14 protein-coding genes are annotated in these 15,858 nt (G+C 48.0%); all 14 read right to left on the reverse strand.

Translation table 11 applies throughout. The features are described 5' to 3' along the window. Positions 1-34: 34 nt before the first annotated feature. The 14 genes from QZ176_RS04040 to uppS all read right to left on the reverse strand — a co-directional run bounded on the left by QZ176_RS04040 (position 35) and on the right by uppS (position 15,857). The gene (locus QZ176_RS04040; protein WP_295151397.1) at positions 35-796 is read right to left on the reverse strand and encodes a hypothetical protein; all 762 of its coding nucleotides are present in this window, start codon (positions 794-796) and stop codon (positions 35-37) included. Between the two features lie 322 nt (positions 797-1,118). Continuing rightward, positions 1,119-2,177 carry a hypothetical protein gene (locus QZ176_RS04045; RefSeq protein ID WP_295151398.1) on the reverse strand — a complete coding sequence of 353 codons (1,059 nt, stop codon included), beginning with the start codon at positions 2,175-2,177 and terminating at the stop codon, positions 1,119-1,121. Between the two features lie 50 nt (positions 2,178-2,227). Then, a complete protein-coding gene (locus QZ176_RS04050) occupies positions 2,228-3,490 on the reverse strand; it encodes a cytochrome C (RefSeq protein WP_295151399.1) in 1,263 nt (420 codons plus the stop codon). A 393-nt stretch (positions 3,491-3,883) separates the two neighbouring features. Continuing rightward, positions 3,884-4,450, reverse strand: a complete 567-nt coding sequence (locus tag QZ176_RS04055; protein WP_005873246.1) for a cytidylate kinase-like family protein — start codon at positions 4,448-4,450, stop codon at positions 3,884-3,886. 9 nt (positions 4,451-4,459) lie between these two features. Beyond that, complete coding sequence (locus QZ176_RS04060) at positions 4,460-5,152, reverse strand: LrgB family protein (protein ID WP_295151400.1); 693 nt, start codon at positions 5,150-5,152, stop codon at positions 4,460-4,462. Continuing rightward, positions 5,149-5,607, reverse strand: a complete 459-nt coding sequence (locus QZ176_RS04065) for a CidA/LrgA family protein (RefSeq protein WP_081451750.1) — start codon at positions 5,605-5,607, stop codon at positions 5,149-5,151. The genes QZ176_RS04060 and QZ176_RS04065 overlap by 4 nt, the downstream gene beginning before the upstream one ends. A gap of 840 nt (positions 5,608-6,447) precedes the next feature. Next, positions 6,448-6,687 carry a hypothetical protein gene (locus QZ176_RS04070; RefSeq protein WP_295151401.1) on the reverse strand — a complete coding sequence of 80 codons (240 nt, stop codon included), beginning with the start codon at positions 6,685-6,687 and terminating at the stop codon, positions 6,448-6,450. 1,259 nt (positions 6,688-7,946) lie between these two features. Further along, on the reverse strand, positions 7,947-10,028 hold the full coding sequence (locus tag QZ176_RS04075) for a TRAP transporter permease (RefSeq protein WP_295151402.1): 2,082 nt from the start codon (positions 10,026-10,028) through the stop codon (positions 7,947-7,949). 8 nt (positions 10,029-10,036) lie between these two features. After that, a complete protein-coding gene (locus QZ176_RS04080) occupies positions 10,037-10,978 on the reverse strand; it encodes a TAXI family TRAP transporter solute-binding subunit (protein WP_295151403.1) in 942 nt (313 codons plus the stop codon). Between the two features lie 219 nt (positions 10,979-11,197). Next, positions 11,198-11,881 (reverse strand): tRNA pseudouridine(38-40) synthase TruA, encoded by a 684-nt coding sequence (gene truA, locus QZ176_RS04085; RefSeq protein WP_295151428.1) that lies wholly within the window; start codon positions 11,879-11,881, stop codon positions 11,198-11,200. Positions 11,882-12,572: 691 nt separating this feature from the next. Continuing rightward, on the reverse strand, positions 12,573-13,604 hold the full coding sequence (locus tag QZ176_RS04090) for an LptF/LptG family permease (RefSeq protein WP_295151404.1): 1,032 nt from the start codon (positions 13,602-13,604) through the stop codon (positions 12,573-12,575). Next, positions 13,597-14,352 (reverse strand): A24 family peptidase, encoded by a 756-nt coding sequence (locus tag QZ176_RS04095; RefSeq protein ID WP_295151405.1) that lies wholly within the window; start codon positions 14,350-14,352, stop codon positions 13,597-13,599. The genes QZ176_RS04090 and QZ176_RS04095 overlap by 8 nt, the downstream gene beginning before the upstream one ends. A 65-nt stretch (positions 14,353-14,417) precedes the next feature. Continuing rightward, a complete protein-coding gene (locus tag QZ176_RS04100; protein WP_295151406.1) occupies positions 14,418-14,843 on the reverse strand; it encodes a hypothetical protein in 426 nt (141 codons plus the stop codon). Positions 14,844-15,179: 336 nt separating this feature from the next. After that, positions 15,180-15,857, reverse strand: coding sequence for a polyprenyl diphosphate synthase (gene uppS, locus QZ176_RS04105; RefSeq protein ID WP_295151407.1), 678 nt, complete (start codon positions 15,855-15,857; stop codon positions 15,180-15,182). Between the last annotated feature and the right edge of the window lies 1 nt (position 15,858).

Here is a 15,858-nt window from a genome sequence, read left to right on the forward strand (position 1 = left end):
ACGATTGCACGGATTATTTGCTGCGCGAGCCGAGTTATTTCATTTTTGGGCGAAACGAGCGCTTTACGTCAAAGCCTTTGCTGGCAATTTTTATATCATTTGGTATCGTGCCTGCCGGAGCAGAGGCGTCCTTTTTGGCGGATAAAAACTCGACTAGGCTTTGCCAGACAAAGTCGGCATCCAGATAAAACCCCATTGCGTTAAGCTGTGGATTTATCGCCACGGTGTGAATGTTCTGTGTGAGCTTAAAAAATACGATGGGTGCGCTCAAAATTTCATCTTTGCTTATAATTTTATCGTCGCGAATAATATTTTTTAGTATCGTTTTGCGGTCGCCCTCTAACGCCACGAGCTGCAAAATTTCCTCGCGCGTAGCCTGCTCGCCGACCTTGCTGAGCCACGAGACGATATGGGCGCGAAATCCATCGCTAAAGCTCAAAGTTCTGTCATTCTGATACTGCCTTCTTAGCTCCGTCTCGTCAAACTCTAGACTTGTGTAAATTTTACACTGAGAGGCGAAAATATGGACTAAATTTTTACCGATGAAAATCACGGAGTGAAGCAGGCGCGGCAGCTTATTTACGTCCGTTTTGCTCCAGTTTATAAATTTACCGCCGATAAAGCGGTACCCGCTAAGCTTCCTTTCAAATACCTTTTTATCGCCCTCATCAAGCCTCCATAGCTCGTCCGCACCGACTAGAGTAGAGTTTCTGCGGTCATAGACCAAAGTCTTGTCAAGCCCGTATTTTGACACCATAAAATCGTAATTATCTTTAAATTTCGAGATAATTTTCATGTTCGTCTCTTAAAATTTTATCTTCCCTAAGCTTCTTAATCGGTGCGCTTTGCACTGAAACCGAAGCAAAATTTTATCATCGTAAATTCGCACTGCAAACCTCGCAAATTTTACTAAAATTTACTGCTAAATCGCCAAAATTTATATTGCAAGCTCACGGCTCGCTCAATTTTATTGTGTGTCGGCGAAATAGTAAAACCAAACAAAAAGCGTGCGGCGCGGCAAATTTTAAATTTATTTTACGCGGCGACGTAGAATTTTAAAATTTATTTTCCGCGATGGCGCAAAATTTCAAATTTATCTGCCGCAAAAACAGAGGCCGCTACCGCTTAAAGTCATGGATTTCGATACTAGCGCCGTATTTTTTGCAAAGCTCGCTTACCTTTTCTTTAAGCCTCTCCTCGTCATAGCAGATGAGATCGATGTATGCGTGCCTCTGCCCGGTTGCTCCGCCGATTATCTCTAGAAACGAGCCGCAGCTCTCTAGCTCCTCGTCCTCGATCTTGTTTCGCAGATCAAAGCCCGCCTGCACGTCGCCGCCGTTATCAATGCTAAGAAAGCAAAATTTGATACCGAGCTCGAAGGCTTCGTTATAGATGTCGCGCTCGCCGTTTAGGTACTGATTTATGATGGCCGTTAGGCAGGTGGTGCCTACGATCACGTCCTCGCGTACCTCGCTACCGCGCGGCTCCATTTCATAGCTGAAAAAATTCTTTAGCGGTTCGCGTGCGGCTTTTTCGCCGAATTTCTCATCGACCAGATCGGCAAATTCGCTTAGCGGCACACCGTTTTCTTGGGGTTCGGCCAGTACCTCAAGCTCGCCTAGCGTATTTATGACCGCCGTTTCGCCGATCATATTGTCAAGCAGGATAAAGCTAAGGTTATAGGCCTTGCCCTCGTCCTGCGCGAGTAGAGCCGCTAGGTTTTCGTTGTAAATTTTAATATCCACGTCGCTTTCGTTAAACTGCGCGTAGATCATCGACTCCTCGGCGTTTACGTGCGTATTGTACATCTCGATCCCGCCGATACCTCGCGGTGCACGCGGCTTTCCGAGCGTGCAGCGCATTTTGGATTCGAGCTGCTTGGGCATAGCGTTTTTGATGAAGCTTAGCCAAAATAATCGGTGTCTCATACCCTCGGGAGTTAGCACTAGATCGAGCTTATCGCCCACGAGCCCCGTCATAAAATAGGGCTCGGCAAGGCAGATACGAAGCTTCTCGTCGGTCTTTCGCATCGCCTTTTCAAACTCCTCCGCCGCCAGATCGGCCTTGATCTCATCTATCGCGCCGCTAAATTCCGCCCAAAATTTATCCACTCTGCCGGCAAAAGTGCTTGGGATTTGTGCTTTCTCAGCCTTTTTACCAAAACCGAATAACCCCATTTTTTCTCCTTAAATCAAATTTTACTTGCATTATAGCTAATTAATTTGCCTCACGTGCACTGAAAGCAGCCGCCCAAAACCTCGCATTTTTCGCAAATTTGCACATATATGACCCCCTCGCCCTGCACCAGCTCGCCGAATGGGATCTGCGCTAGATGCTTCATCGTCCCGCCGCAGCTAGGGCAGGCTAGATACGCGGCGTCCTGCACCCACTGCGGATAGCCTCCCACGGTCACGTCAAGCTCGTCAAAACAGCCGTAAAACGGGGGAACTTCGCCGCCTAGCTTAAATTTCATACCGTTCAGCCGCGCAAGATCTTGCTGCGAAAAGTAGCTTTTCTCCACCCCTTCGCCCTCGTATTGCATCTGCAGCTCGCCGTCCGCGCCGCATTTGCAAAAATACATTACCGAGCCGACGCAGGTCGGGCAGCAGCGAAATATCGCGTCGTGCTTTAAATTTAAAAACGCAAGCCGCGGATCAGTTGCCTTTAGGCGGAGCATATCGAGCATCTCGCAGCCGCAAAACTCGCACTTTTGCCCCGTAGGCCTGCCGATACGTACGGGCTCATCCGCGTTTTGGTTTGCGCCTTCGCAGCGGGCATCCTTTGCATTTTCGCTCAAATTTAAACCGCTGCCAGCGTCTTTTTGCGCGTCTGATTTGAAATTTACGCGCTCGTTCCGCAAGCTCGCGTCTTCGTCCATGCCCGTGCGAGAACTCTGCGCGCCCGCGTGTAAATTTGAAATTTCGTCCGCGCCGTTTTGCGCATTTTGTTCGCAATTTTCGCCGTCTGCGCCGCCTTTGAAATTTAAAATTTCGTTTGCGCTTTCATCTCTGCGCCCGATCGCGCAGCCGCCGTTTTTCTCCGCGCCGTCTCTCGCGCGCACTACCGCGAGGCACTTATCAAAAACGAGCGATTTTCGCTCGCCCATCTGATCAAAGCTCCAGCCGCCGATTTGCGCGTAAATTTCGGTGCCTGCGTAGAGCTTTTGGCGCCACGGCTTTGGGTTTTGATACAGCTCGTAAAAAAGCTGCATCGTCTGCTCGTCACCATGCCACGCAAGCGCGCACAGTAGGTCGTTTAGAGTGTTTTTGGCATTGTCCTGCAGCGAGGCGAGCTTGCGGACGAGCGCGTCTCTCACGTCTTTCGACGCGCCGAAGTAAAGCTCTGGCGGGCAGTAGATCTCCGCCGCGGCAGCGGCTCGCGCAATCCTTGGATCGTGGATGTCGCGTAGGCTAAAAAGCGCCCAAAAATCGTTGTAAATCTCATCCCATTTTTCGATCTCGCAGATGCGGTCCGCGATTTTTAGAATCATCGCCTCCACTTCATCCGCGCTTAGGTTTAAAATCTCCTCTCGCCTCTGCCTTTGGCTGCATGAGTGGCAGATGCCGTCGAAATAGATCGTGTTTTCGCCGCATTTTGGGCATAGATGGGCTTTGCTTTACATTTTATCTCCTTAAATTTGGATTTAAATTTCGTCAAATTTTAGCTAAATTTTACTGTTTTGTGGCGATAAAGCGCGGTTTAGAATTTAATGTCGCATTGAACGATAGACTTTATAATACAGCTAAATGCGTCATTTACAAATGGAATTCAAGCTGAAAGAGATGTGAATTTTAAATTACAATAGAAATAGGGCGGGTTTGCGAGATCAAGTGGAATTCATCTTCGAAAAAATAAATTCCACTTTTATGCTCTTAGGCGTAAATCACTTTTCAATGTGATGTTTGACTAAATACTCGATGATATTTACCGCATTATCGATGCCGCAATACGACGTGTCGATGCAGATATTGTAGTTTGCGGATGCGCCCCAGACTTGGTTGGTGTAGTATTGATGAAAGCTCATCCTGCCCGCGTCGCTATTTTCCATATACTCGCGCGCGTCGGTATGGCCCTCTTTTTCTAATCTGGCAAGCTTAAACTCATCGCTCGCACGTAAAAATACCGTCAGCAGATCCGGATGTCCGCGCAAGAAAAACCCTGCGCAGCGTCCAAGCACTATAACGTTGCCGCCCGAGACGATCTTTTCGTAGATTGCTACGATGCGATCGCGTTTTTGCTCATTGGCTAGCTCGTTGTGCGAGATTGCCTGAAGTAGCGTATTTACGGGCATTTCGTTGTAGAACTCATACATCTGCTCGAAGCAGCCAAGCTCGTCTGCTTTGCGAAGCAGATCCGCCTTGGCTAGATAGGTGTAGCCTAAGCGCTCGGCTAGTTTGCGCGCAGTTTCGCGCCCGCCTGCGCCAGTTTGTCTAGCGATCGAGATTATCATATTTTCTCCTTAGATGAAATGTGCAAAAATACCGGCACCGATGACGGTAAGAAGTCCCGTAACCGCCATCGCCAAAGAAGCCATCGCCCCCTCCACGTCACCGATCTCAAGCGCGCGCGCCGTTCCCATCGCATGGCTCGCGCAGCCTAGGGCGATACCTTTTGCCATCGCCTTTTTTATGCCAAAAATTTTAAGTAGCGCCTCGCCAAATACGCTGCCGATGATACCCGTAGCGATGATGCAGGCCACCGTTAGCGTCACGATGCCACCTAAGCTTTCGCTGATACCCATACCGATTGGCGCCGTGACGGATTTCGGTAGTAACGTGACATACATTGTGTGATTTAGCCCAAATATCACCGACATCGCGTAGATGCTGCCTAGCCCTGCGATCATACCAGAAATCAGCCCTGCAAAAATAGCTAAAAAATTACTTCGCAAAAGCGCAAGCTGCTCGTATAGCGGCACAGCTAGACAGACGGTAATCGGCGTTAAGAAAAAGCTAATGTGCGAGGCGCTCGCGTTAAATTTTTCGTATGGAATTTTAAAGATTAAAAGCACGCAGACGGTAAGCACGATACCGATTAGAAGCGGGTTGAAAATCGTTAGCTTAAAGCGCTTTTTTAGATAAAGTCCCAGCTCAAACGAGCCCAGGCACAAAAACACGCCGAAAAAAGCGGAGTTCATTAAAATTTCTCTCATTTTTTGTCGTCTCCGGATAAAATTTCGCGCTCCAGTTTCGCATCCACGCCCTTTGTATTCACGCCGTCTTGTTCGTGCGCGGCTGCGTAGAGTCTGCGCTTAACGCGGGCGAGGGCGATTTTATAAAAAATTTGCGTTACCGCGCCGCTTGCACCGATGACTACTACCGTAGAGACTGCTGTAATCGCGATGATTGCGAAAAGATGCTGGCGCAGCGCATCGCCTGCGATGATGATCGCGGCACCCGCTGGGATGAAGATCACAGGCATAATCTGCATAAAAAACGACACGGTTTCTCTGATCTGCGATACTTTGATGAGTTTGAAGATCAGGGCTAAAAGCATAATAACTAGTCCGTAGATGCTAGCGGGGATCGGCACAGGCACGAGCGCCGCCAAAATCTCCGCAACAAAAGATATTCCTAAAATCACACTGAATTGGATTAAGTAGTTCAAAGCTTACCTCGGATTAAAATTTAGCGCTAAATTTAGCACTTTGCAGTTAAAATAGATATTAATCTTTCTAGGTTTGGGCGAAATTTTGCGGCAAAATTTAAAATTTTGATCGCAAGCAGGAGCGAGATTTCACTTCTAAAATTTCAAATTTTAATCGCTAATTTGTCGCCGCTTGAGTGAATTTTGATTGGAATTTAAAATTTGGAGCCGCCGGTTAAGCTATCTGCGAGCCAGCTGCGTGAATGAAATTTTATACACAATTCTGCGCCGAACTCTGCTACTGACTTCACGGCGCAAAAACACATCGCGTGGAGTAGCCAGGCGTACATTGGGTAGTACGAGTCGTGTGGAAGCTGCGCGAGCTGATGCAATCGTGCGGTAAATTTTAAAATTTCTGCGAGCGAGCGTTTAAATTTGAGTTAAATTTCAGCAAATAAAAAAGCGCGCTTAATTTTAAAGAACGGGCAAGCTGGTGCTTAAATTAAGAAGTTCGCGCCGCTCGAGTTTAAATTTCACGATCCGCGTCTCGCGGGTATGGGTGCTGTCGCTATTAAATTTTACGGCGCTGTTAATTTAATACCGCGTAGGACACGCCGCTAGCAAATTTTGCGGCGGGCGCGGTCGTATGAGCGACGGCTCGTTTTAGCCGGCTCGAAATCCACGTGCCGCAAATGACAAGTGCGGGCGCGAATGCCGTGCGCAGTGTATTTTAAAGGCTGGGAGCGGCCGCGACTCGCAGTACGATCAGCGTCGCAGTGTAAAGCCGAATTAAATAAAATTTCAAAAACCGATTTAGCGCCGCCGCCTGAGCAAAAAGCGCAGGCAAATCCCGCGCGAAGCTTAGCCTAGCTCGATTTTGATACCGAGCACCCTGCAGACTAGATCAAAAATTTCAATATCGACGTTGGGCGCGTATTCGTCCAAAACCGTGTAAACTTCGGCGCGCATATCCTCGTCGTGGCCCGGGTGCGAGCGCGAATACAGCTCGTCCGTGCGCCGCACGAGCGTGAGATTATCGATATCTCGCTCGCGCATCACCTGCTTGAGCCGCTTTGAAATTTGCCATTTGAAACTTTGCATTTTCCATCCTTTAAATTTTATTTCAGCGTTTAAAACCAAAGCCTGGATTTTGCACCATGGTGGTAAAACTTGCCTGCAAGTTTCGGTGGCGGCAAATTTTTTCTCAAGCTTCGATAGCAATAAATCTTATCTTTGAGCTTCGATGACGCTAAATATTGCTCGTAAGCTTTAATGAATTTATCGCGCCCCAGTTTTAGTGCGCTAGGTTTTGGCCAATCGGGCTTTCGCGCACCGAGCTCAGTTCGCGAAATTTTATTAAATTTTATGTAAAATTTCATTAAATTTAGTGCAAAATCAACATAGAAATTGCAAAAAATTTCGTTAAATTCTATGCAAAGTTTTACGCAAAAATTTGGCGCAAAACTTGCGCGAGTTTAGCCTTTGAAATCTCACGCTTAAAACTCACTCGCTAAATTTCATGCAAAAATCGCGCTTGAGATTTAAGCCGAGTCGTTCGCACGCCTTGTCATGAAATTTAAAATTTCATATGCTCGCCCGCTGTGAAATTTTACGCCCGCATGCGTAGTTTACGCAGGCGCAAGTTAAATTTGCAGCATCGCGATTAATTGCGTATCGTAGGATTAAATTTTACGAGCTGTCGCGGCGCGCGCCGTGAAAGAATTTTGCAAGACTACGCATCGTCGTGTACCCTTAAAATTTAATTGCACTTCGTGTATTCGCCCTGCGCCGATTGATCGCCGCAAGATTAAAATTTTACGCGTCACACTGCGTCGTAAATTTTACGCTGCCGTATACAGCGCTATATTACTGCCGCGAGTTTTAGATCGCACTGCGCCGTTGTTGATTTTAAATTTCACGCCGCGCGCTCCCTAAAAATCTAGACCATCAGCCGCACAGCAGAGCATTTGAAATTTAAAATCTATGAGAGCGGTGAAGCTTTGTGGTGCGTTATGCCGTGCATCGATGTAAGTTAAATTTTATTGCTAACGAGATTAGTTGTGCTGCGTACATTATCTGCCGCATTTCGTACAATATGTTAAGTTGCTGCGAAAGGTTCACATGCCGTATTTACCGCGCTCGCCCATGCATGATGCCGCATGTGTACTGACGCGCTACACTAGATAAATTGAAACCGAGTTTGCACTAAATTTTAAACTCAAGTTACCGCCATGTCGTAAATCTGCTGAGATTAAAATTAAAGAAAGGATCTGATCTTAATTTAAATCTAGGTGCAAAAGAGTAAAATTTAATAAGACCCCGCAAATTTATCTTAAAATTTAGCAGGATCAAATTTGGATTTACGCCGTAGGCGCACTATTTTCGGCGTGAGTATCGTCCGAGCCCTTAGGCCTTAAAAGCCACTGCTTTGCAAAGATCAGCACGTATATCGCAGCGCCGATGCCGTAGCTTGCGTATTCACTTGGGATAAACTCTATGAATTTCGCGCAGATATTAGGCACCAGCATTAGCGGCGTTACTAGCAGCAATAGCAGGCGCTCTAGTGGATTACATTTTGTTACAAACCAGCCTTGTAGCGAGGAGCTGAAGGCAAACATACCCACGATCGCCGTGGCAAAAATCAGCACGATTTGCAGTGGATCGCTGATCCAAACGATACTTTTTGAATCCATCGGATCGCCGATGCTTTGGATCAAAAGCAGCTTATTGTTGAAGAAAAACGCAAACGGAAGCACCGCGGTGCGCAGATCATACACGAAGCCCTGAAGTCCCACGGTTACCGGATTTGCCTTTGCGATACCCGCCGCAGCGTATGCTGCAATACCCACTGGCGGGGTATCGTCGGCTAAAATTCCAAAATAAAAGACAAAAAGATGCACCGCGATCGCAGGGATCAAAAAGCCGTTTTTGCCCGCTAGTATCAAAATCACTGGCGCGATTAGGCTTGAAACGACGATATAATTCGCCGTCGTAGGAAGTCCCATGCCCAAAATCAGGCTCATTATCGCAGTCATCAGAAGTATTAGTACTATGCTGTTTCCTGCGACTGCTTCTACGAGCTCTGAAAGAACCTGTCCCAGCCCGGTAAGCGAGATCGAGCCGATGATAATGCCCGCTAGCGCGGTGGCAACGGCTACCGTGACCATATTTTTAGCAGCGCCCACCATAGCCCAAAAAATATCTACGAAACCTACGATAAAATCGGACTTGCCAACCTTTTCGCCAAATATCGTTTTCTTGGCGGGCTCTTGGACGATCATTATTAAAAATAGCACGCAGATCGAGTTAAACGCCGCAGAGATCGCGCTTTCTTTCAGAATCAATAGAGTAAAAAGAAGCACCAAAATCGGGATTATGTAATGAATGCCGCTAAATATAATTTTTAGCTTTGAAACCTTGGCGTAATCGCGGCTGCCGCGAAGCCCTAGCTTGCAGCTTTCCAGATGCACGATAAAAAATAACCCCGCATAGCAGACGAAAGCGGGGATCACCGCCGCGATCATTACGTTAGTGTAGCTCATACCTAAAAATTCTGCGATGATAAACGCCGCAGCGCCCATGATAGGCGGCATAAGCTGCCCGTTTACGCCCGCAGCGACCTCGATAGCGCCCGCCTTAGTGGCGGTAAGCCCTGCCTTTTTCATTAGCGGGATCGTAAAAGTGCCCACTGTCACGACGTTTGCGGTCGAGCTGCCGCTTACCATGCCGGTTAGTCCGCTAGCGATTACGCTAGCCTTGGCGGGTCCTCCGCGAAAGCGACCTAAAATCGCAAACGCTACGTTTATAAAATACTGCCCCGCTCCGGCTCGCTCCAAAAGAGCGCCGAATAGCACAAACAGATAGATAAAGCTGGTACTGACCCCTATTGGCACGCCGAATACGCCCTCGGTCGTTAAAAACATATGCCCTGCAAGCAGTTCAAAGCTTGCGCCGCGGTGCGCGATGATATCTGGCATATAGGGGCCGAAGTAACAATATAGAAGAAAGGTAAAAGCGATAATGCCAAGCGCTGGTCCCATCATACGACGACCTGCTTCAAAAAGGATAAAAATACCTATAAAGGCTGCTACGATATCTCTGGTTAGATAATTTCCCGGGCGCTGCGCTAGCCCGTTAAATTCTATCGCAGGATACAAGATCGCGGCGACTCCGACGATTAATAAAATATAATCGTAAAACGGGATATAAAAATGCGCCTTGGAACGCGGGCGAAATGGAAAAAGCGAAAAAATTATAAAAACAGCGAACGCCAAGTGGATTGAGCGCGCGATATTCGTATTTAGCGTAAAATACGCGATGTAAAGCTGAAAGACCGACCACGCGAAGCAGACCAGCGTCACGAGCCAGAAGAGCTTTTTAGAGGTAAATTCTCTACTTTTTACCTCTAAAACCTGCTCGTCGTTTTGTGTAGATTTCTCCATCAACTAGCCTATTTCAGCAGCCCGGCTTCTTTATACACCGCCTCTGCCGCAGGATGAAGCGGCGCACTAAGCCCCTCTAAAAGAGATTCTTTGCTTACCAAATTTAACGCAGGGTGTAGCTTTTTATATTCGTCAAAATTATCAAGTATAGCCTTAACTACCGCTCTAACCGCTTCGTTGCTTTGGCTAGCGTCGGTTACTAGCACGGCCTTTACGCCGATAGTCTGCGTATCGTGATCTACGCCGTCATACATTTTCGCAGGAATCACGCCTTTGGCAAAATATGGATATTTTTCTAGAATTTTTTTGATATGCTCATCATCGATGCCGACTAAGTCGATAGGAAGCGAAGTCGCCGCATCGGTGATATTTGCGGTCGGATGTCCTACGACGTAGAAGTATCCATCGATTTTCTTATCTTTTAGCGCCATAGGGCATTCTTGCGCCGTTAAAACGCCGTGCTGGGCGAGCTTTTTAAGATCGAAGTCGTAATTTTCAAAAACTATCATGCTAGTTAGCTCGTTGCCGCTGCCCGGGTTTCCGATATTGATCTTTTTGCCCGCAGCGTCGCCGTAGGCTTTAATACCGCTTTCTTTAGAAACTACGAAAGCCAAAAGCTCCGGATAGATCGAAATTACGGAGCGTAAATTTTTATCCGCCGCGCCTTGAAATTTGCCCGTGCCGTTGTATTTATCATAGACGACGTCGCTTTGAACGAAGCCGAAATTTAGCTCTTTTTTAAGCACGTTATTGACGTTATACGTCGAGCCGCCCGTTGATTGCACGGAGCATTTCATATTTTTATCCATATTTATCAAGCGGCAAATCGCGCCGCCTACCGGATAATAGGTGCCGGTCATACCGCCGGTGCCGATATTGATGAACTCCTTAGCGCCTGAAACGCTAGCTAGTAAGGCCAAACCGGCCAAAGCAACAGAAAATTTTTTCATCTTTGCTCCTTTTTGAGTTAAAAGTTTGAAAGTATTGCTAAATTTCTATAAAATTCTAATAAAAATAGATCGAATTTCGCGCAAATTTACGATTTTACACATTGCGGCGCAAGTGATTTAATATCAAAGTAGGACGGTGATCTGCTCTGTTATGCGGAATTTTACCGCGATAAAATTCTAAGCTTGAAATCCAAACGCCTATAGATAAAATTTCAAGCCTTAATAACTCACGCTGCTAAGATACAGCCCGTTTGGCGGAAAGGGGATTCTGCTAAGCGCTCGCGAAAAGCTGATCTTGCGCCCGCTTTGCACGGATTTTAGGGCGTTTGCGACCATCAGCCGCACCTGCGCTCGCAAAAATCCATTGGCTTTAAAATTTATCAAGGTTAAATTTCTAAAAGAGTAGGCGCGCGCGACGTAGAGCTCGCGCACGGGGCTTTTTATGTCGCTGCCGCTTTTCATAAACTCGCTAAAATCGTGCTCGCCGATAAAATTTGCAAGCGCAGCATTGAGCGCGGCAAGATCTACACGCGGATAAAACACGCAAAAATCGCTAAGAAAGGGGCTCGGACATCCATGGTTTAAAACGTAGCGATAGGAGCGCGCCACGGCGTCGTAACGCGGATGAAAATCGCGCGGCACCGGGCTGATGTGACGTACAAAAATATAGGGCGCGCAGTGGCGATTGATGAGCTCTTTTAGGCGCGACAGCTCCCAATGCACGGTGCATTCGACGCAGCTTACCTGGCGCAGCGCGTGTACCCCTTTATCGGTGCGCGAGCTGCTGATAAGCGGCGCGAAGATCCCCACTCGCCCCAAAGCCGCGCGCAGCACGTCCTCGACGCCGCGCCCGTGGGGCTGAGACTGTGAGCCGCTAAATTTCGAGCCGTCGTAGGAGTAGATGAGCTTGAGCTTTACGCGCTCGGAGTTCGTGCTCGCGGCATATGAGCACGCATCTGTGGGGGTATTTGGCGCAGTGCTTATTTTGCCTATGTGCGCAAGCTCGCTTGCTGCGAAGCCGCTTACGGGCGCGCTTTTAATAATATTTTTGAGTTCGGACGCGCTTGCTGGCGTGTTTGCGGGGGCATCCGCTTTATAGGCGGCGTTTGCCTTGCGGGAGTTTGCGGTGCGGGCGGACGTGGGAAGGGTAGTGCAAAATTCGGCAACGGGCGAGATATGGATTTTTAAAGCGTCGCCGCTCGACCCATTAGCTTTCGCAGCGTTTGTCGCGCAAATATCGGAAGCGGCGGTATCGGCGGAATTTTTGCGGGCGGAATTTAAATTTGCCGCGCGCGCGACCTCTTTGGCACAAACGGCGTCCGAATTCCGCCTGACGCTTTCGTGATTCAAACCGCAATCGGGCGCAGTATGGATAGCCGTATCGCTCGCAGCATTCGCGAGAGCAGAATTTTTAAAATTTAAAATTTTATCGTTTAAGATCAAAGCCTGCTCGCCGTTTTGTGCTTCGTGTTCTAAATTTACGCCACGCAAAATTTCAGACGCGTTAGGCTTGCTCGCCGAAATTTTATCCGTTAAATTTCGAGCAGACGAGCTTTTGTTTAAAATTTCGCCGCCGCAGAGCTCGGAGCTTTTTTCAGTACCTCGGGGCAATTTTTATCCTGTAGTAAAGCAGCGATGTGATAAGCGTAACGCTGAATGTCACTGGAAGCGCGATGCTCGGGTATTTGGAGAGTAGCATGATCAGCGCGAAGTAGCTAAAAAGCACGCCGAAGATCCCCGCGTAAACGAAGCCCTTTTCGTAGCGATAGGTCACGATACCGAGGCTTAGCGCAAACAGAAAGCTCGCCAGCGGAAAGAGCGAAACGAGGGTGTAGATGCTAAATTCTTTTCTGCGCTTTTCGCTGCCGCCCATCTCGCTCCAGTATCCGATCACGCCGCCTCCGCCGCGAATATTGCGGTCGCTTTGCGTACGCAGAGTTAGGCTTTCAAACTCGCTTACGTGCCACTGATTGCTGCCCATCGTGTAAATTTTGCCGTCGTGCAGCATCGCGGAAAAGCTCGCGTTTTCGTTTTTAAACTCGCCGCTACGCGCTACGATCATCCGCTCGTGATCCTGCGAGCCACCTGGATTATACAGCACCAGATCCTTATACAGGGTGCTTGTGCCGTTGTTTTCCTGCGAATCGATAAAAACGAGCCAGTCGGAGAATTTCTGCCCGAATTCGTTGGATTTGATATTTAGCGTCGCGCTAATTTTTTTGTAATCGATGAAATTGTCCTTTAAATTTTCGGCTATCGGCATCATAAAAAGCGAGACGAAAAGCAGTGCCAAGGAGCACAGTGCGGCGCTTATGCCGAAAAACAGCGCGATCTTGCGCGTGGCGTAGCCGATCGTAAATATTACGATGGTTTCGTTCTCTTTAGATAGCCTAAAAAGCGAGATGCTAAGCGCTACGAAAAACGCGATCGGCACCGTAAATATGAGGATGCGCGGCAGCATGAAAAGATAGAGCTTGACTAGCTCTGAAAAATTTATCTCGATAAACGACGTAATGCGCGCGATCTGAAGGAAAAAGACGATCGACATTATGATAAAAAGCGTGCTGAAAAGCGACGCGAAGGAACCGACGAAATTGCTAAATAAATAGCGCTGCACCCTATCCATAAATGACGTCCAAGAGCCTTAAAATTTGATCTCTAAAAATAAAAGTAAGAAGTAGCCCCATCGATAAAAACGGCACGAACGGCAGCTCGTAGCCTCTTTTGTGCGCGATGAGATACGCAGGCAGCGTCAAAATCGCGCCGATGTAGATCGAGATGCCGCCCAGCTTCCAGCCCAAAATCGCCCCCATAACGCCCGCGATAAAAATATCCGCGCTTCCCATCGCTTCGCGCTTTAGCACGAAGGTGACGATGAGGCGCAGCACGAAAAATATCGCCGCGTATCCCGCCGCTGCGCCCACGCCTCTAAGATCAAAATCATACATCAGCGTATAAGCAAGCGAAAGCGCCGTAACTACGTAAAGAAGGCTCTCCGGTACGGCTTTATACTCAAAATCGATCGCTGAAAGCGCCATAAGCAAGATAAAGCAAAGCCCAAGCACCGCGGCTTTTGCAAGATCGGGCTCGCCGAAATACGCCGCAAGCGCAAGCGTGCCGCCTAAAAGCTCGACGATCGGGTAGCGGATTGAAATTTTGGTTTTACAAAAGGCGCATTTGCCGCCCAAAAAGAGCCACGAAAGCAGCGGAATGTTGTGGTAAAATTTTAAAGCGTGAGAGCATTTGGGGCAGTGCGAAGCGGGAAAATTTACGCTCTGTCCGCGCGGCAGGCGGTAGATCAGAACGTTGCAAAACGAGCCTACGCAGGTGCCGAATACCGCAAAAATCACGCCGTAAACGATATTTAAATCCATCTTTTTCCTTTGAGACTTTAACTTTTTAAAATTTAATCAAACGCTCTATGGTAGCGAGAAATTTCTTAGTTTTCATTGATTTTTTGCCTCTCGTAAGGGAAAAATTTTACGAAAATAGCCGCCGCGCCTACGCAAAATAAAATGGCTATGAGCCCTGCGATTAGCGGTTCGCCCCATGCCCCATATAATCCGCCGAAAATCAAAAATCCCGCCACCAGTATCACGGCATCCAAAAGATCGAAGTTCAAAGTATCTACGATCCATAAAAACATAATATATGCGCCTATCCCGCTGCCTGTGGACGCCAAAATCCCCATTTTATCGGGGATGAAAGTAAACGCTAGCATAAAAAACAGCAGCAGGCAAATGTAGACCGCCAGTATAAATTTCTTTGGTTTTTTATACACGCTGCCGCATCTTGGGCATCTTAGAGTTTTCATCGGCTTTTTGGTAAGCTTTTTGCCGCAACCACATTGTATGTAGTAGCTCATAGCCTTCCTTTCGGTCTTTGCACGAATGCGCGGCGTGATTTTTAAAATTCTGCCGCGTTAAATTTACCGCGCCGCGCAACACGGCTCGCGCTAGGGCTTTAAATTTAAAAGGGCGAAATTTTAAAATTCTAAAATTTTGAAATTTCACGGCGCCACGCGCCTACGTAGTTAAAATTTTAAATTTTACGATGCCGTAAATTAAAATCCTGAAATTTTAAAATTTCATGGTGTCGTGAGCGCCCGCGGATTAAATTTTAAAATTTACTGCATCGCAGGCGGTTCTGCAAATTAAAATTTTAAAATTTAAAGCGACCGTTAGAGCGACTGCGCCGCAGCTTAAAGACCGCCGAAGCGGCGTTGTTTGCGGCGGAAATCATCCACTATGCGCGCAAGCTCCTCGCGCGTGAAATCGGGCCACAGCGTCGGCGTAAACGCAAGCTCGGCATAGCTCGCCTGCCAGAGTAAGAAATTCGACAGCCGCTGCTCGCCGCCCGTGCGCACCAGCAGATCCACGTCGCCGCTGTGCGCGGTATCCAGATGCGTGCCGATGCCCGCTTCGCTTAGCCGCTCGCCGCTTGCAAGCAGCCGCTCGCACGCTCGCACGATCTCGTCGCGAGAGCCGTAGTTGATCGCTAGGTTAAAATTTAGCGCTCGCCCGTTTTGCGTTAAATTTGAAAGATATTCGATCTCGCTTCGCAGATCGCCCTCAAAAACCGATATGTCGCCGATAGGATAGAATTTTATTCCGTTTTGGATAAATTTTTTGCGGCGTGAAATTAGGAATTTTTGAAGCAACTTCATCAAAAATTCCACTTCGTTTTTCGGGCGCTTCCAATTTTCGGTGCTAAAGGCGTATAGCGTGAGGTTTGCGATGCCTTCGTCGATGCAAAACTCGCAGATCTGCTCCACGACCTCCGCACCCGCTTCGTGCCCGCTGGTGCGCAGCAGACCGCGCTTTTTCGCCCAGCGCCCGTTGCCGTCCATCACAAGGGCTAGATGATTTAGGCTATTCACG

It is taken from the genome of uncultured Campylobacter sp., from assembly GCF_905373215.1.
GTDB lineage: Bacteria > Campylobacterota > Campylobacteria > Campylobacterales > Campylobacteraceae > Campylobacter_B.